Here is a 15,150-nt window from a genome sequence, read left to right on the forward strand (position 1 = left end):
GTGCATGCCGAGAATCGCCGTCCCGATCCCCGCCGCTCGCGGCGGGGCCCGGGCGATGGAGGGCTGCATGCATACCAGTCATGCCAGGGGGGCGCCTGGCACCACGAGTTCGGGACCGCCGCGTGACAGGCGCCGGCCACCCGAGGAGGCTGGCCGCGACGGCTGGCGCTGGCTTCAGGGCGTGATGCGAAGGCCGTTCAAGCTCGGCTGGCGGCGCGGCCTGCCACGGCTGACGTTCGTCGAACGCCGTCGCGCGCCGACCGCCGACCCCGAGTTGCGAGCGCTGCGCACGGACCTGCGCGCCGAACTGCTGGCCCTGGCCGACGGTGCTCTGGCCTTGCGCGAGCTGGTGCTGGTGGATGAAACGCTGGGCGCGGCCGGCTGGCCGGGCCTGCGCGGCCTGCCGGGTCGCGTGCTCGCCCGCGCGGCGCTGCAGGCGGAGATGCTGGCGGAGTCGTCGGCCTCGCAGCCGCTGGCGCTGCTGGCCTCGCGCCTGCGGGCACTGCAGCAGTCGCGCGAGGCGCCGGCCGTCGACGCCGCCGCCCCCGCCGCCCCGGCCCGGCGCGCCTTCAACCCGCCGACACCGACCGTCATCGAGTCGGTGGAGGTGCTGGAGCTCAGCGAGGACGCCTACGTCGAGGCCGAGCAGCTCTGGGCCGCCAGCCGGCCGGCCGCCCTGCCGCCCGACGACGGTCCGCTCAAAGCCTGATCCAGCCGCCGACGCGCAGATGCCAGCGCCCGCCGTGGTTCTCCCAGCGGTGCGGCTCGTAGCGGTAGCCCGGCCGGGCCCGCTCGTAGTAGCCCGGCACCCAGTAGTGGCGGCCACCGCTCCAGCCCCAGTAGCCGTTGATCCAGACGGCGCCGGGATACGGCGCCACCGGCACCACTTCCGCATAGGGCGCCGGCGGCGGAGCGTCGACGACGACGGCCGGCGCGGCCTCGTAATAGCCCGCATGGTGGGCGGGCACCACCACGCAGGCCGACAGCAGCACGGCCGCCGCCAGGGCGACGGCGTGGGCCGGGGTGAAGGGTAAGGGCAGTCGTTTCATCGGTGTCTCCCAAGCCGCGCGACGGCGGCGGTCGTCCTCAGGTTTCATCGCGGGCCGTAGCCGCGGTAGTCGCCCCTGTAATCACCACGGTAGTCGCCCCGGTAGTCCCCCCGCTCGCCGTGGTACTCGCCGTAGGCGCCGCCACGGTAGTAGCCGTAGCGGTGCGCCGGCACGACGATGCAGCCCGACAGCAGGGCCGACGAAATCAGGGCGATGGCCAGAGCCAGTCGTTTCATGGTGGGTCTCCGGGCCGCGACGGCGGCCGTGACCCTCTAACCGCCGGCACCCGCTGGCGGATGACGCCGTCACAGGGAGTTACTTCGTGGCCGAAGTTTGCTGCGGGCGCGTCCCCAGGTGGCGGTCCATCCAGGCGATGAAGCGGGCCTCCCAATCGCGCTGGTAGCTCGGCAGCGACAGGCCGTGGAACTGCCCTGGGTAGACGACCAGCTGCGTCGGCACGCCCAGCATCTTCAGCGCCAGGTACATCTGCTCGCCGCCGGCGATGGGCACGTTGAAATCCTTCTCGCCACCGAGGAAGAGCGTCGGCGTGCGGATGCGGTCGGCCTTGAAGAAGGGGTAGCTCACCTTCAGCCAGCGCTCGCGCTGCGCCCAGGGCGCGCCCATCTCGCGCTCGTACTGCACCGCGTACTGGTCGACGCCGAACATGCCGAGCTGGTTGCCGCTGCCCGCACCGCTGACCGCCGCCTTGAAGCGGGCGTCCGTGGCGATCAGATAGTCGGTCAGCAGCCCGCCATAGCTCCAGCCGCCGACGCCCAGCCGCGCCGGGTCGGCGATGCCCTGGGCCACCGCCCAGTCCACCGCGGCATGCAGGTCCTGCACCTCCAGATGCCCCCAGTCGCCGAAGATGGCGCGCTGGAAGGCGCGGCCCCGGCCACTGCTGCCGCGGTAGTTGACCTGCAGCACGGCATAGCCTGCAGCCACCAGCCGCTCGCGCATGACGCCGCGCGGGCCGAGGTCGTGGGTGTCCTGCCCGTTGGGGCCGCCGTGGATGAGCAGCACGGTGGGCAGCGGCAGCCGGGCCCCGGGCGGCAGGGCCAGCAGGCCGTGCACCTCGGTGCCGTCGGCGCTGCGGGCCGAGAACTCGCGCCCGACGGACAGCACCAGCCCCGCCCGCCAGGCGGCGTGGTGGGTCGTCAGCGGCCGGGGCGTGGCGGCGCCGGGCTCCAGCAGCTGCAGCTCCGCCGGCTGGCTCCAGGCGCCGGCCAGGTAGGCGATGCGGCCGTCGCGCGCGACGCTCGCCTGCGCCGCCGAGCCGGGCCCGCTCAGGCGCTCGACCCGCCCATCGGCCAGCGCGATGCGGGCGAGCTGGCTGTGGCGGTCGTCGTCGACGACACCCACGACGCCGCTGCCGTCGGGCGTCCAGGCCAGCTGCGGCTGCCAGCCGCGGTCGAGGCTGCCGAGCACGCGCCCGGCGCCGCTGGCGGTGTCGTACACGCCCACGCGCCACTGCTGGTAGGCGCTCCACTTCACGTCGTCGCCCGTGGCCAGGGCGATGAAGCGGCCGTCGGGGCTCCAGGCCGGGTGGGCGTCGTCGTTGTCGGTCGTCAGCGTGGCCAACTGCCGGGCCGCGGCACCGGGCTGCGCGTCCATGACGAAGAGGCCGGTGGCCTCGGTGCGGTCGCGCTCCGGCGCCCGGTTGCTGAGGAAGGCGAGCCGGCGCCCGTCGGGGCTCCAGGCCGGCGCGGCCTCGTCGTACTCGCCCTGAGTCAGCACACGCAGCTGCCGGCCATCGAGCTCGAGCAGTTGAAGGTGCTTGCGCCGGCCTTCCAGATAACCCTCGCGATCCTGCTTGAAATGGAAGGCGTCGATGACGATGGGGAAGGCCGTCTTGCGCTTCCAGCCGGCGATGGCCTCGGGGTCGGGCGCCTCGTCCATGACGACGAGGGCGGCACGCCTGCCGTCGGGTGACAGGGCGTAGTCCTCGATGCCGCCGGGAATCGCCGTCAGCTTCTCGGCCTCGCCGGCCGCTGCCACCGGAAGCTGCCATAGCTGGGCGCCCTTCTTGCGCTCGTCGTCGCCACCCCGCGCAGCCAGGAAGGCGATGGCCTCCCCCGCCGGACCGATCCAGTGCGGCTTGCCGGCGACCTCGCAGGAGAAGGTGAGCCGGCGCGGCGTGCCGCCCGCCGCCGTGGGCGCCAGCCACAGGTCGGTGCAGAACTTGTCCTTCTCCACGTCGGCCGTCTTCAGGCCGTAGACGACCCAGCGCCCGTCGGGCGAGATCTCCGGCTCGACCAGGCGCTGCAGGCCATTGGCCGCCTCGGCGTCGAAGGGCCTGGGCGCAGGCTGGGCCAGGGCCGGCAAGGCCGTCGCCAGGGTCAGCATCAGGGTTGTCAGCAGGTGTCTCATGTCACTGGGTTGGTCCGTCAGGTGCGGGCTATTCTCCGGCGCCCTAAAACAACATCCTCTTGTCATGCTCCGTTCCCTGCTCGCCCTGCTCCCCCTCCTCGTGACCGCCTGCGCCCCGATGCCGCCGGCCGAAACCGCCTCGGCCGAGGAACCCGGCGTCGTCTGCGAGCGCGAGATCCGCACGGGCAGCCACATGACGAGCAAGCACTGCCGCTCGGCCGAGCAGCGAGACAAGGAAAGGGCCGAAGCCCAGAGCTTCGGCGACAGCGTCCGCGCCACACCGCCGGGCGGCCAGGCCCCCGGCCGCTGATCAGGGCCTGACGCGGCTCACCGCCAGCAGGCAGGCCACCCCCACGGCCAGCACGGCGGCCGTCAGCCACAGCGCGGCATGGAAGCTGCCGCTGGCCTCCACCATGCGGCCGGTCAGCGCCGGCGCACTGACCTGGGCGACGCCATAGCTCAGCGTCAGCCGCGCCATGGCCTTGCCGGGGTTGGACGGCGAACGCCGCCCCACCAGGGCCAGCGTGAGGCTGACGATGCCGATGAAGGTGGCGCCGTAGAGCAGCGCTCCGAGCAGGGCCGCGGCCAGCCCGTCGAAGAGCGCCGGCAGCAGCACGCCGACGATCTGCAGGCCGAAGGCGATCAGCAAGGCGCCCACGTCGCCGGTGCGGCGGGCCACGCGGTCCCACAGGAAGACGGCCGGCGTCGCCGCCAGGCCGACCAGCAGCCAGGCCCAGGGGCCCTGGCCGGCCAGCAGCGGCTGCTTCTCCACGATGGCCACCGTGAACGTGGCGTTGATGACGAAGCCCCAGCCGGCGCAGAAATAGGCCGCCACCATCAGGGCCATCCACTGCCGGCTCGGCGCGCGGCCGGCGGCGGCCTTGACGACCGGCGGCGGTACCGGCGGCCGCCAGAGCCAGGCCGGCACCAGGAAGGCCAGGCCCAGCAAGGCGAAGCCCTGCCACTGCGCGGCCCAGTCGAGGTCCAGCCGCGTCATGCCCATGGCGCCCAGGGCGGACACCGCCACGCCCAGGCCCAGTCCGATGAAATACAGGCCCAGCTCGGGCCGGTGCCCCGAGCGCATCAGCCAGCCCTGCACCAGGCCGGAGCCGAGCAGCATGCCCGCGGCGCCGCACAGGCCGCCGACGTAGCGTGACGCCGCCCAGACGCCGAAGCTCGAGCTCCAGCCCATCAGCGCCGTGATGACCAGGGCCAGCGGCAGGGCCACGCTGTAGAGGCGCTGGCGCCAGGCCGGGCTCTCTATCCATGCGGCCAGCAGGGCGCCGCTCATGTAGCCGGCGTAGTTGATGGCCGCGAGCAGCCCGCCGTCGGCCACGCCGAGTCCGGCCTGGGCATGCATGCGCGGCAGCAGCGGCGTGTAGGCGAAGCGGGCCAGGCCGATGGTGAGCACCAGGGCGCAGATGCCGCCCAGCAGCACCTGCCAGGCCTGCAGACGGGAGATCGGGGCGGACTCGGGCATGGCCCGCAGGTTAAGCGAGCCGGGCGCCACCGGGGTTTCGGCGGGGCTTGCAAGGCGGGCCGCCAGCCCCAGCTGGGGTGGATGCCACGCGGGTCGACCGGCCCGGGACCGTCCGCCATGCCACTGCTGATCGCCTTCTGTCTCGTCCTGCTGGCCGCCGCCGCGGTGGCCCTGTGGCCGCTGTGGGTGTGGCGGCGCCGGCAGCGCATCGCCGGCCGGCCCTTCCCGCCGGCCTGGCGCCGCCAGCTGCGCCGCCACGTGCCGCTGGTGGCCCGCCTGCCCGCCCGCCAGCAGCTGCGGCTGAAAGGCTTGATGCAGGTCTTCCTGGCCGAGAAGCCCATCATCGGCTGCCGCGGCCTGCGCGTGACGGACGAGATGCGCGTCACCATCGCCGCCCTCGCCTGCCTGCCGCTGCTCGGCGCGGCCCGCGGCCTCTATCCCGAGTTGCGCCAGGTGCTGCTCTATCCCACGGCCTTCGTCGTGGACCGCCCGGTGACCGAGTCGGGCGGCGTGCTGTCGGACCAGCGCCGCGTGCTCGCCGGCGAGAGCTGGAGCCAGGGCCAGGTGCTGCTCGCCTGGGACGAGGTCAGGCGCGGCGCCGCCACGCCGGGAGACGGGCACAACGTCGTCATCCATGAGTTCGCCCACCAGCTCGACCAGGCCGGCGGCCCGGCCAACGGCGCCCCCGCCCTGCCGACGGCCGAGGCCTACCGGCGCTGGTCGACGGTGATGCAGAACGAGTTCGATGCCCTGCGCTGGCGGCTGGCGCGCGGCGAGCCGGGGCTGATCGATGCCTATGCGGCGACCGAACCGGCGGAGTTCTTCGCCGTCGTCAGCGAGCTGTTCTTCGAGCGGCCGGTCGAGCTGGCCGCCGGCCATCCGGCCCTGTACGCCGAACTGAGTGGCTACTACCGGCTGGACCCCGCCGGCTGGGCCTGACGCCAGCCGGGCTCAGAAGCCCAGCGAGGCGAGCAGGTCGTCGACGTCGTCCTGCTTGAGCGCCTTGTCGGGCGTCTGCACGCCGTGCAGTTCGTCGGTCTGCAGGGGCTCGGGCGGAGGAGGCAGGGACTGCATCAGGTCGCGCAGCGGCGGCTCGGCGCGCTCCAGCATGCGGCTGACCTTGTTGATGACCTGGCCGGAGAGATCCTGGAAGTCCTGCGACATCATGATCTCGGTGTGCAGGGACTTCTCGCGGGAGGCGAAGCTGGCCGCGTCGGCAGCGTAGGCTGCGCAGAGCTTCATCAGGTGGCGGGCACGGTCCTGGCTGATGTTGGTGGACAGGGCCAGGCGGTTGAGCGCATCGGACAGCTCGCGGCCCTTCTTGCGCACGGCCTCGGCATCCTCCGCGGCGGCCTCGACCAGCGTCAGCACCTTGGTGGCCGCCTGCTCCGTCATGCTGCGCACATAGGCCAGGCGTTCGCGGGCGTCGGGCAGCTCGTCGACCACGTTGTGCAGGATCTGCGCCGCGTCGGCCCGGATCAGCGTCTGGATGGAGGCGTCGGACATGGAATCACTCCCTGGGCGCCCCCGGCAACAGCGACGGGAGCACGAACCAGTTTAGGCGTCGGCCCGTGCACCGCACCCCTGTCCGCGAGGCGCGAACGAGGCCTTTGTCACACCCGCCGCGGGCGGCTGGCGCCACCTGCCGGCCGTCAGCGCAACAGCGCGTGCAGGGCCGCGGCCTGGGCTTCGTCCAGCCGGCCGGCGGCCTCCGCCAGGGCCAGCTGGCGCCGGCCCAGCGCGAACAGCAGGTCGGCCTCCAGGCCCGCCGCGAGCAAGGCATCCAGGTGCCGCGCCAGCACGCCCACGTCACCGCGTGCGACGGGGCCCGAGACGGCGCCCGCCAGGCCGCGCGCCAAGGCCGTGTCCAGGGCGCCGCGGGTCAGCGGCAGCAGGGCCGGCAGGGCCTGGTCGCCGGCCAGGCCGGCCGCCTGCCAGAGGGCGCTGGCTTCGGCCAGCACGGCCAGCACGCCGCTGGCCGCCAGGTTCGCCGCCGCGTGGTAGGCGGCCCGCGCGCGGGCGTCCATCGGGCAGGGCAGCGCCAGCGGCACGAGGCCGAGGCCCAGGGCGAGCGCCTCCAGCGCCGGCCGATGCGCGTCATCGGCCTCGATGCCGACATGCGCGCCGGCCAGGCCGGCATCCCCCGCCAGCAGCTTGAGCGGATGGAAGCCCGCCGCGGCCGGCGCCGGGGCCAGAGCCGCCAGGGGCGTCGCGCCGCTGCAGTGCAAGGCCAGCTGGCCGTCCCGCCAGGGCAGGGATGCCGCCGTCGCGGCGATGTGGTCGTCGGGCACGGTCAGCCACACCCAGTCGGCCGCGCGGGCCGCGTCTGCCGGCTCCGCCTCGCCGTCGCCCGGCCTGCGGCGGCCGACGACGACCGCCTCCCCCGCCGCACGCAGCGCCGGCACGAGCGCCCGCGCGAGGCGCCCGAAACCGATCACCGCGTGGCGGCGCGCCATCAAGGTTTCACGAACTTGAGCGTCATGCGGTCACTCTCGCCGATGGCCTGGTACTTGGCCCTGTCCTTGTCCTTGAGCGCATAGGTCGGCGGCAGGGTCCACACGCCTTCGGGGTGGTCGGCCGTGTCCTTGGGATTGGCGTTGACCTCGCTGCGCCCGGCGAGCTTGAAGCCGGCCGTCTCCGCCAGCTTGATGACGGTGGCCTCCTGCACGTAGCCGGTGGGCGCCTTGGGGTCCTGGGTGCGCGAGGCCGGCAGGCGGTGCTCCTCCACGCCGAGCACGCCGCCCGGCTTGAGGGCCTTGAAGGCCGCGTCGAAGACCGCCTGGGCCGTGCCGCCGCCCATCCAGTTGTGCACGTTGCGGAAGGTCAGCACCGCGTCGGCGCTGCCCGGCGGGGCGATGTCCAGCAGGCCCTTGGCCGGGTCGAAGCTCGTGATCCTGACCTTGGCGTAGACGGGCAGCGACTCCATCTTGGCCTTGAAGCGGGCGCTGCCGCCGTCGGCCGCGTAGAGCTGGCCCTGTTCGCGCAGATAGGGCGCCAGGATCTCGGTGTACCAGCCGCCGCCCGGCGACAGCTCGACGACCGTGTCGGTGGGCTTGATGCCGAAGAAGCTCAGCGTCTCGTAGGGGTGGCGCCAGGTGTCGCGCGCGACGTTGCCGACGCTGCGGTGGTCGGAAGCGACGGCGGCCTTCAGCGGGTCGGCGGCTTGCGCCTGCGCGCCGGCTGCGGCGGCGAGGGCGAGGGTGGCGGCGAGCCAGGTCTTCATGGGCAGGTGTCTCCTGAGTTGGGCGTCCAGTATGCGGCGGCGCGCGAGGGCGTGACGAAGGTCAGCGCCCCGCGGCCAGCGAGGCGAATGCGAGCGCCATCAGCGCCGCGCCGAACAGGCCGAGCGCGTGCAGGCCCGGCCCCTTGAGCACCGCGCCGCCGAGGGCCGAGCCCAGCGTGGCGCCGACGTAGATGGCCGAGGCGTTGAGCGCGAACAGCACCGGCAGTTGCACCGGGTCCAGTGCCGCCAGCCGCGCCTGCTGCGGCACCATGAAGCTCCAGGCGAACACGCTCCAGACGAAGATGAGCGCGCCGACGACCGCCAGCGGCCAGGTGGGCAGCGTCAGCGCCGGCATCAGCACGGCCTGGGCCAGGCAGAGCAGCACCAGGGTCCAGCGCGGGCCGATGCGGTCCGTCAGCCGCCCGCCCATGGCGTTGCCGGCGACGGCGCCCAGGCCGAACAGCGCCAGCATGCCCGTCACGCCGTCGCGGCTCAGGCCGTAGAGGGTCTCCAGCAGCGGCGCCAGGAAGGTGTAGCAGACGTAGAGGGCGCCGATGAAAAGGGCGGTGAAGGCGACGGCCCCCATGCGCCGGCCGCTGCGCAGCACGCCGGCCAGGCTGGCCAGGCTGGCCACCGGCACGCGGATGCCGCGCGGCAGCGCCGCCGCGACGGCCAGCAGCCCGAGCAGCGCCAGCGCCGCCACCACCGCGAGGGCCGAGGCCCAGCCGAAAGCATAACCCAGCCATGCGCCGGCCGGCACGCCCAGCACCTGGGCCAGCGTCAGCCCGCCGAAGACGATGGCCAGCGCCTGCCCCTGCCGCCCCGGGCCGGCCAGCACCACGCCGACCGACGCCGCCACCGGCGTGACGAGGCCGCCGCCCAGGGCCATCAGCGCCCGCGCCGCGAGCAGCCATCCGAAGCTGGGCGCTAGGGCCGCGGCCAAGGCGCCCAGGCCGAACAGCCCCAGGCCGAGCACCAGCAGCAGGCGCCGGTCCAGCCGGCCGGTGGCCGCCACCAGCAGCGGCGAGGCGACGGCATAGGTTCCGGCGTAGACGCTCATCAGCGCGCCGGCCTCGGGCCGCGTCACGCCGAAGGCCTGGGCCAGCGGCGACAGCACGCCGACGACGACGAAGGCGCCCATGCCGATGACGAAATTGGCCAGGGCCAGCAGCCAGAGCTGGCGAGGGGTCGATGCATCCATGGGCGCGCATCATCGCCAGCCGTGCCGGGCCCTGCCGCCCGAGGGTCAATGCAGGGCCCAGCCCATCCACGAGGCCAGCGTGTCGAAGAAGGCCGCATAGACGACGAGGGGGCCGGGCAGGCCGATCAGCGTGCCCAGCATGTAGTGGCGAAAGCGCAGCCCCGACAGGGCCAGGGCGTAGTTCAGCGCGGGCACGGTCTGGAACACCAGCCTCAGCAGGGCCACGCTGCGCACCGGGTGGGCGTCGAGCCGCGCGAACAGCCGCCGGGCCAGCGGACCGGGCAGTTCGCGCAGGGCCTGGCCGCCGAAGGCTCGCACGACGAAGAAGGTGACGACGCAGGAGACCAGCGCGGCACTGAAGGTGGCCAGCGCGCCCCAGGCCGGGCCCAGGGCCAGCACGGCCGAGGCCAGGAAGATCCAGCCCGGCAGCTGGATGAGGTTGCCCAGGGCGAACAGGGCCGTGAAGGCGGCGAAGCCCCAGGCGCGGTGCTCGGCGAACACCTCGCGCAGCGCCTGCGGGTTGATACGGGCCCGCAGGCCCGTGAACTCGAACACCGCCCACAGCAGGGCCAGCACCACGAGCACCGCCGCCAGCCGCCGCCACGGGCGGGCCGCGGGCGCGGGCGGGGCGGTGTCGCGGGGGGTCAACGCTTGGGCTTGGGCGGCTTGCGGGAACCCGAAGTATCGGCCGGCGCGACGACGCCCTTCATTGCCGCCTGGGCGAGCTTGAAAAAGACGTCGGTGTTGTCCATCACGCCGGTGAAGGCCAGCGCGCCGGGGCCGTAGGCCGACAGCGGCACGTCGGTGGCGGTGTGCACGGCCTGTTCGCCCGGCACCTGGCCGGTGACGAGGTAGTCGCCCAGCGCATCGTCGCGCTCCAGCGCATTGGCCGGGTACCACTTCAGCGGCGCCTCGGCGGCGAAGGGCTGCTGCACGTCGCGCTGGGGCGTGCGCTTGGTGCGCCAGTCCTCGTGGCGGTCGGCGTTGGCGCCGTAGCCGACGAGCAGGCGGTAGTCGATGTCGGTGGTCTCGGGATAGCCGTCGGCGGCGAGGCGGTAGTGCGGGAAGCCGGCCTTCTCGTAGACGCCGACGACGCTGTTGCGCAGGTTGGCCACGCCCTTCTTGGCGGCCAGCTCGGCCAGGCGGGCGTCGGTGACCACCGAGCCGCCGATCAGCGCCGCGCCCGAGCATTCATGGTCGGCGGTGACGATGACCAGGGTGTCGCCCTGCTCGGCTGCGAAGTCCTGCACCACGCGCACCGCGCGATCGAACTCCAGCGTGTCCAGCATCCAGCGCTCGGTGTCCATGTTGTGGGCCTGCTTGTCGATGGAGGCGCCCTCGACCATCAGCACGAAGCCCTTGGGCGAGCGCTTGAGCACGGCCAGGGCCTTGGCCGCCATCTCGTCGAGCATGGGCTGGTCGGGCAGGCCGAAGTCCTCGACGACGCTGCCGCCAGACAGGCCGTTCTTCTCCGTCCCGCGGCGGCCGTTGATCTTGTCCAGCGCCACGTTCATGTTGGAGAAGGCGAACAGGCCGAGCAGCGGCCGGGCAGGGTCGGCCTTGTCGAGGTCGGCCCTGGTGGCGGCATAGCCGAAGCCGGCGGCCTGGAAGTCGCGGATCAGGTCGCGGCCCTTGTCCAGCGTCCCGGCCGCAGCGCCCCAGCGCTTCACGATCTCGGCCGTGTGCGGGTCGGTCGCCGAGAAGGCGTAGTCGTTGCTGTCCGTGCGGGCAGAGCCCGGCGTGCCGGCCGGCAGGAACCACTTGCGCCCGCCGCCCATCAGCACCGTCAGGCCGGTGAGGCGGCGGTCGTCGAGGAACTGGTCGACGATGCCGGTGCCCGCGCCGCGGTTGCTGCTGTGCACGGCGTTGCCGGCGGGCGTGGCGTCGAAGACGTCGGCCGTGGTGACGATGCCGAGCTGCTTGCCCTGGGTGCGGTGCAGGTACTCGCTGAGGTATTCGACGCGGGGGTTGTCGAAGGCGTCGACGGTGTCGTCGGGGAAGACGCCCTCCTCGTTGTTGTTGTTCTTGTTGCCGCTCACGTAGGACGTCATGCCGGGCGACGAGTCGGTGACGATGGAGTTCAGCGAGGCCGTTTTCACCAAGCCCGTGGCCGTGAAGCTGTCCATGGCCAGCGCCTGCAGCGCCTTGCCCTGGGCATAGCCGTGCACGATGCGCGCGGCCGTGCGCTGCGAGGCGCCCATGCCGTCGCCGAGCAGGATGACGATGTTCTTCACCCTGGGGCCCAGCGCCGCGGCGAAAGGCACGACCTCGAAGTTGCCCGTGGCGGTGGCCTTGCTCCCGTCGGCCTGCGTGGCCTCGACGCTGAATTCATGCCGGCCCGACGCCTCCACGCCCACCGCCCGCACGGTGGCGATGGCGGTCTCGGCCGCCAGGCCCTTCACGCAGCCGCTGGCGCAGTCTCGCAACGCGATGGGCGCGGCGACGGGCTTGCCATCGATGAAGAAACGCGCCGCCGTGATGCGCTGGCCGGCGTCGGGCCGCACGGTGGCCTGCAAGTCGAAGCGCTGGCCGGGCAGGAAGCGGGCGACGACGGGGTCGGCACGGCCGCTGGCGAAGCGTTCGCTCGGCGGCGTGAGCCGCGTGACGACGGGCGCCGCGGCGGCACTGCCGGCGGCCAGGAGGGCCAGGACGGGAGCGAGAAGCAGGAAGGGAGGTTTCATCAGTCGGTCTGCGGGTGGATCGGGCGAAGGAGAGGCTGCGAGTCCAGGGCATCGGCGGCGAGCCGCAGGCGCAGCCAGCTGACACGGCCGGTCGCGTCTTCCGCTGGGCCGTATTCGAGCCGGCCGACCACGGCCAGCGGCCCGGCCTGGTGGGCCACCACGCGGTCGCGCTGGCCTTCGGGCAGCAGCACGGTGACGGTGGAGGCCGGCAGGTCGTCGGCCTCGCCGTCGGCGTGCTCGGCCATGGCGACGGGACGCGGCGTCAGCATGAATTGACCCGCCAGGGCCTGCTCGCGCTGGACCATGAAGCCGACAAGGCGCACCTCCCGGCCGTTGGCCGCCTGCAGCCGCGCCGTGGGCTCCAGGCCGCGCGGGCCGATGGGCCGGACGAAGAAATCGCCGAAGGCCAGCTCCACGGGGGGCAGGGCCTGGGCCGTCGGCGGCAGGCAGGGCCCGGCCAGGGCCAGCACCAGCAGGGGGATCGCTCTCATGCAAAGGCTCGCAAAAGCTCGTATGCTGGCCTGGCCGTGTGTCAAAGCCGTGACGGCGCCGCTCCGGCAAGCCGTCCTTGACCCAGCACAAGCCGACGGGCGACGCGCCCGCCCATGCCGGCCCGGGCGCCGCACAATCAGCGGACCTGCCGCGACAACCGAGCGGCAGGCGCGCCGATGTTCTCGCCCTTCGATGCCCTGCAGACCTGCGCGACCGCGGCCGACGTCGCCTTGGCCTCGCACGCGGACGCGGCGGCGCTCGCCATGCGCCAGCGGCGGCGCCTGGGCGAGCTGCTGGCCCATGCCGCCCGCCACAGCACCCTCTACGGCGGCGTGCTGCGTGGCCACGACCTCGGCGCGCCGATGCAGACCCTGCAGCGGCTACCTGTGCAACACCGCGCCGAACTGATGCGGCGCTTCGACGACTGGGTGACCGACCCAGCGCTGCGGCTGCCGGCCCTCCACCGCTTCATGGCCGAACGCGGCACCATCGGCACGCCCTTCGCCGGCCGCTACATCGTCTGGGAGAGTTCGGGCAGCAGCGGCGAGCCCGGCGTCTTCGTGCAGGACGCCTTCGCCATGGCGGCCTACGACGCGCTGGAGGGGCTCAGGCGCAGCCAGCTGCGCCCCGCTCGCAGCCCGCTGGACCCCTGGTTCGGCGGCACCATCGCCTTCGTGGGCGCCACCGACGGGCATTTCGCCTCCACCGTCTCCATGGAGAGGCTGCGCCGCCTCAACCCCTGGCTGCGCCAGCGCCTGCGGGGCCTGTCCTTCCTGCAGCCCCTGCCCCAGCTCGTCGAGCGGCTGCAGGCCCTGGCGCCGGCGGCCATCGCCACTTATCCCAGCATGGCCGTGCTGCTGGCCGAGGAGCACCGGGCCGGCCGGCTGACCCATGCACCGCGCGAGGTCTGGACCGGCGGCGAAACCCTGTCGGCCGCGGCACGGCGCCACATCGAGCAGGCCTTCGGGGCGCCGGTCGTCAACAGCTATGGCGCCTCCGAGTTCCTGACCCTCGCCAGCGAATGCGGTGCCGGACAGATGCACCTGAACAGCGACTGGGTCATCCTCGAACCCGTCGACGCCGACGGCCGGCCGGTGCCGCCCGGCGAGATGGGCGCGACGACGCTGCTGACCCACCTGGCCAACCATGTGCAGCCGCTGATCCGTTATGACCTCGGCGACCGCGTCAGGCTGCGGCCCGGCCGCTGCGCCTGCGGCTCGCACCTGCCCGCCGTCGACGTGCTCGGCCGCGACGACGACACCCTGCACCTCGAGCTGCCCGGCCGCCGCCCGGTGCCGGTGGTGCCGCTGGCCATCGCCACGGTGCTGGAGGAGGAGGCCGGGCTGTTCGACTTCCAGCTCCTGCAGCAGGGTCCGGCCGAGCTGCTGCTCTCCACCGGCCTGCCCGCCTCCTTGGCCCGGCCCCGGCTCGCCCGGGCCCGCCAGGCCCTGGGCGACTTCCTGTCCACGCAGGGCGCACCGGGCGTGCGCATCCACTGCCGCAGCGGCGCGCCCTGCCCGCGCGGACGCAGCGGCAAGGCCAAGCGGGTGGTGGGGCTCTGATCGGGGTCAGGCCGGCATGACGCGACGTATTGCGGGCCGAGCGCTGGGCCGCTCCCGAGCCGGCCCGCGCTGGCGATGCTTTCGGCTCAATGCCGCAAGCATCGCCGTCCCCGCGGGGGACCGACCAGGCTCGCACGCGTTCAGCGATGCGAGAGTGGGCGAGGGGCTCACTTCAATGGGACATGAGGACGGGCAAGGTCATGGATCGCAGCAGGGTGCGCGTGGCGCCGCCGAGCACGCGCTCGGTCCAGCGCGGCCGGCCCCAGGCCCCCATGACCAGCAGGTCGGCGCCGAGGTCGGCGGCCCGGGACAGCAGCTCGTTGCCGGCGTCCACCGTCGAGGCCTCCAGCCTGACCTGGGCATCCACGCCATGCCACATCAGCCAGCGGCGCAGGGCCTCCATCCGCTCGCGCATCAGGCCGCCTAGGTCGTCCAGGTCGGTCCCCGGCGGCTCGCAGCGCATCACCGTCACCTCGCGGGCCTGGCAGAGCAGGGGCATGGCGTCGGCCACCGCGCGGGCCGCCTCGGGGCTGCCGTTCCAGGCGACGAGCACACGCTCGCCAAGCGTCTGGACCCGGCCTGCCCAGGGCAGCACCAGCGTAGGCCGCGCGCTCATCAGCACGACCTGCTCGACGGCGATGCTCGCATCCGGCAGCTCGCCCTGGCCGATGATGAGCAGGTCACTGCAATGGGCGTGTTCGACGAGGGAGACGACGGCGTCCTCGTCGTCCGCCAGGGCCTCGACCGAGGTCAGGCCGGCGGCGTGGCAGTCTGCCACGAAGTCGTCGGCCCGGCGCTGCGCCCGGGCCCGCACCGCATCCATCGCATCGGCCAGGGCCGCCGTGGCGGCGAAGCTCATCGAGACCGGCATGCGCCCCACCGGAGCGAGGCCCACGAGATGGGCGCCGAAGCGGCGCGCCAGCTGCCGCGCGACCTCCGCATGGGCGGCGCCATGCTCGCCGTCGTCCAGATGCACCAGAAGGCTTCGATACATGCCGTCCTCCAAGGGTTCGACTCGCGAAAGACCCTGATTCTGGGCCGCCTGCCGGCCCGCGGCTTGAGCCAGCGCAAGGCCGGGCCGGGCCTGCCCCCGCA

Annotated in this window: 16 protein-coding genes; 4 read left to right on the forward strand and 12 right to left on the reverse strand. The window is 73.5% G+C overall.

Annotated elements, in window-relative coordinates; all coding sequences use genetic code 11:
* Positions 1 to 184: 184 nt before the first annotated feature.
* On the forward strand, positions 185 to 709 hold the full coding sequence (locus LXT12_RS11250; protein WP_233392052.1) for a hypothetical protein: 525 nt from the start codon (positions 185 to 187) through the stop codon (positions 707 to 709).
* On the opposite strand, the gene LXT12_RS11255 is transcribed toward LXT12_RS11250, so the two are convergent.
* The 3 genes from LXT12_RS11255 to LXT12_RS11265 all read right to left on the reverse strand — a co-directional run bounded on the left by LXT12_RS11255 (position 699) and on the right by LXT12_RS11265 (position 3,416).
* The gene (locus LXT12_RS11255) at positions 699 to 1,049 is read right to left on the reverse strand and encodes a hypothetical protein (protein ID WP_233392054.1); all 351 of its coding nucleotides are present in this window, start codon (positions 1,047 to 1,049) and stop codon (positions 699 to 701) included. The genes LXT12_RS11250 and LXT12_RS11255 overlap by 11 nt on opposite strands.
* 44 nt (positions 1,050 to 1,093) lie before the next feature.
* A complete protein-coding gene (locus tag LXT12_RS11260) occupies positions 1,094 to 1,285 on the reverse strand; it encodes a hypothetical protein (RefSeq protein WP_233392056.1) in 192 nt (63 codons plus the stop codon).
* A 79-nt stretch (positions 1,286 to 1,364) separates the two neighbouring features.
* On the reverse strand, positions 1,365 to 3,416 hold the full coding sequence (locus LXT12_RS11265) for a S9 family peptidase (protein WP_233392058.1): 2,052 nt from the start codon (positions 3,414 to 3,416) through the stop codon (positions 1,365 to 1,367).
* A 64-nt stretch (positions 3,417 to 3,480) separates the two neighbouring features.
* Between LXT12_RS11265 and LXT12_RS11270 the strand changes: the two genes are divergently transcribed.
* The gene (locus tag LXT12_RS11270; RefSeq protein WP_233392061.1) at positions 3,481 to 3,726 is read left to right on the forward strand and encodes a hypothetical protein; all 246 of its coding nucleotides are present in this window, start codon (positions 3,481 to 3,483) and stop codon (positions 3,724 to 3,726) included.
* Here LXT12_RS11270 and LXT12_RS11275 read toward each other — a convergent pair whose 3' ends face one another.
* Positions 3,727 to 4,896, reverse strand: a complete 1,170-nt coding sequence (locus tag LXT12_RS11275; RefSeq protein ID WP_233392063.1) for a YbfB/YjiJ family MFS transporter — start codon at positions 4,894 to 4,896, stop codon at positions 3,727 to 3,729.
* Between the two features lie 117 nt (positions 4,897 to 5,013).
* Between LXT12_RS11275 and LXT12_RS11280 the strand changes: the two genes are divergently transcribed.
* A complete protein-coding gene (locus LXT12_RS11280) occupies positions 5,014 to 5,835 on the forward strand; it encodes a M90 family metallopeptidase (RefSeq protein ID WP_233392065.1) in 822 nt (273 codons plus the stop codon).
* A 12-nt stretch (positions 5,836 to 5,847) separates the two neighbouring features.
* Here the strand turns inward: LXT12_RS11280 and LXT12_RS11285 are convergent, their stop codons facing one another.
* From LXT12_RS11285 to LXT12_RS11315, 7 genes are all read right to left on the reverse strand, one after another.
* Positions 5,848 to 6,402 (reverse strand): protein phosphatase CheZ, encoded by a 555-nt coding sequence (locus LXT12_RS11285; RefSeq protein WP_233392067.1) that lies wholly within the window; start codon positions 6,400 to 6,402, stop codon positions 5,848 to 5,850.
* 146 nt (positions 6,403 to 6,548) lie between these two features.
* Positions 6,549 to 7,352, reverse strand: a complete 804-nt coding sequence (locus LXT12_RS11290) for a DUF2520 domain-containing protein (RefSeq protein WP_233392069.1) — start codon at positions 7,350 to 7,352, stop codon at positions 6,549 to 6,551.
* Positions 7,352 to 8,119: a class I SAM-dependent methyltransferase gene (locus LXT12_RS11295; RefSeq protein WP_233392072.1), complete on the reverse strand. Its 768-nt coding sequence runs from the start codon at positions 8,117 to 8,119 to the stop codon at positions 7,352 to 7,354. The genes LXT12_RS11290 and LXT12_RS11295 overlap by 1 nt, the downstream gene beginning before the upstream one ends.
* A gap of 61 nt (positions 8,120 to 8,180) precedes the next feature.
* The gene (locus LXT12_RS11300) at positions 8,181 to 9,320 is read right to left on the reverse strand and encodes an MFS transporter (protein WP_233392073.1); all 1,140 of its coding nucleotides are present in this window, start codon (positions 9,318 to 9,320) and stop codon (positions 8,181 to 8,183) included.
* 45 nt (positions 9,321 to 9,365) lie between these two features.
* Positions 9,366 to 9,968 (reverse strand): TVP38/TMEM64 family protein, encoded by a 603-nt coding sequence (locus LXT12_RS11305; protein ID WP_233392075.1) that lies wholly within the window; start codon positions 9,966 to 9,968, stop codon positions 9,366 to 9,368.
* On the reverse strand, positions 9,965 to 12,001 hold the full coding sequence (locus tag LXT12_RS11310) for an alkaline phosphatase (protein WP_233392077.1): 2,037 nt from the start codon (positions 11,999 to 12,001) through the stop codon (positions 9,965 to 9,967). Before LXT12_RS11310 ends, LXT12_RS11305 begins: the two co-directional genes overlap by 4 nt.
* Entirely contained in the window at positions 12,001 to 12,492 is a 492-nt protein-coding gene (locus LXT12_RS11315) for a hypothetical protein (protein ID WP_233392078.1), read from the reverse strand. The genes LXT12_RS11310 and LXT12_RS11315 overlap by 1 nt, the downstream gene beginning before the upstream one ends.
* A gap of 177 nt (positions 12,493 to 12,669) precedes the next feature.
* Between LXT12_RS11315 and LXT12_RS11320 the strand changes: the two genes are divergently transcribed.
* Positions 12,670 to 14,055 carry a phenylacetate--CoA ligase family protein gene (locus LXT12_RS11320; RefSeq protein ID WP_233392080.1) on the forward strand — a complete coding sequence of 462 codons (1,386 nt, stop codon included), beginning with the start codon at positions 12,670 to 12,672 and terminating at the stop codon, positions 14,053 to 14,055.
* A 172-nt stretch (positions 14,056 to 14,227) separates the two neighbouring features.
* Here LXT12_RS11320 and LXT12_RS11325 read toward each other — a convergent pair whose 3' ends face one another.
* The gene (locus LXT12_RS11325) at positions 14,228 to 15,049 is read right to left on the reverse strand and encodes a universal stress protein (protein WP_233392082.1); all 822 of its coding nucleotides are present in this window, start codon (positions 15,047 to 15,049) and stop codon (positions 14,228 to 14,230) included.
* Positions 15,050 to 15,150 lie beyond the last annotated feature (101 nt).

It is taken from the genome of Pelomonas caseinilytica, assembly GCF_021353235.1.
Taxonomy (GTDB): Bacteria; Pseudomonadota; Gammaproteobacteria; order Burkholderiales; family Burkholderiaceae_C; genus Pelomonas; species Pelomonas caseinilytica.

Coding starts and splice junctions, on each gene's coding strand:
- LXT12_RS11280 (WP_233392065.1), top strand. CDS start 5,014: ATGCCACTGCTGATCGCCTTCTGTCTCGTCCTGCTGGCCGCCGCCGCG.
- LXT12_RS11260 (WP_233392056.1), bottom strand. CDS start 1,285: ATGAAACGACTGGCTCTGGCCATCGCCCTGATTTCGTCGGCCCTGCTG.
- LXT12_RS11310 (WP_233392077.1), bottom strand. CDS start 12,001: ATGAAACCTCCCTTCCTGCTTCTCGCTCCCGTCCTGGCCCTCCTGGCC.
- LXT12_RS11270 (WP_233392061.1), top strand. CDS start 3,481: ATGCTCCGTTCCCTGCTCGCCCTGCTCCCCCTCCTCGTGACCGCCTGC.
- LXT12_RS11255 (WP_233392054.1), bottom strand. CDS start 1,049: ATGAAACGACTGCCCTTACCCTTCACCCCGGCCCACGCCGTCGCCCTG.
- LXT12_RS11300 (WP_233392073.1), bottom strand. CDS start 9,320: ATGGATGCATCGACCCCTCGCCAGCTCTGGCTGCTGGCCCTGGCCAAT.
- LXT12_RS11275 (WP_233392063.1), bottom strand. CDS start 4,896: ATGCCCGAGTCCGCCCCGATCTCCCGTCTGCAGGCCTGGCAGGTGCTG.
- LXT12_RS11265 (WP_233392058.1), bottom strand. CDS start 3,416: ATGAGACACCTGCTGACAACCCTGATGCTGACCCTGGCGACGGCCTTG.
- LXT12_RS11290 (WP_233392069.1), bottom strand. CDS start 7,352: ATGGCGCGCCGCCACGCGGTGATCGGTTTCGGGCGCCTCGCGCGGGCG.
- LXT12_RS11285 (WP_233392067.1), bottom strand. CDS start 6,402: ATGTCCGACGCCTCCATCCAGACGCTGATCCGGGCCGACGCGGCGCAG.
- LXT12_RS11295 (WP_233392072.1), bottom strand. CDS start 8,119: ATGAAGACCTGGCTCGCCGCCACCCTCGCCCTCGCCGCCGCAGCCGGC.
- LXT12_RS11250 (WP_233392052.1), top strand. CDS start 185: ATGCGAAGGCCGTTCAAGCTCGGCTGGCGGCGCGGCCTGCCACGGCTG.
- LXT12_RS11325 (WP_233392082.1), bottom strand. CDS start 15,049: ATGTATCGAAGCCTTCTGGTGCATCTGGACGACGGCGAGCATGGCGCC.
- LXT12_RS11320 (WP_233392080.1), top strand. CDS start 12,670: ATGTTCTCGCCCTTCGATGCCCTGCAGACCTGCGCGACCGCGGCCGAC.
- LXT12_RS11315 (WP_233392078.1), bottom strand. CDS start 12,492: ATGAGAGCGATCCCCCTGCTGGTGCTGGCCCTGGCCGGGCCCTGCCTG.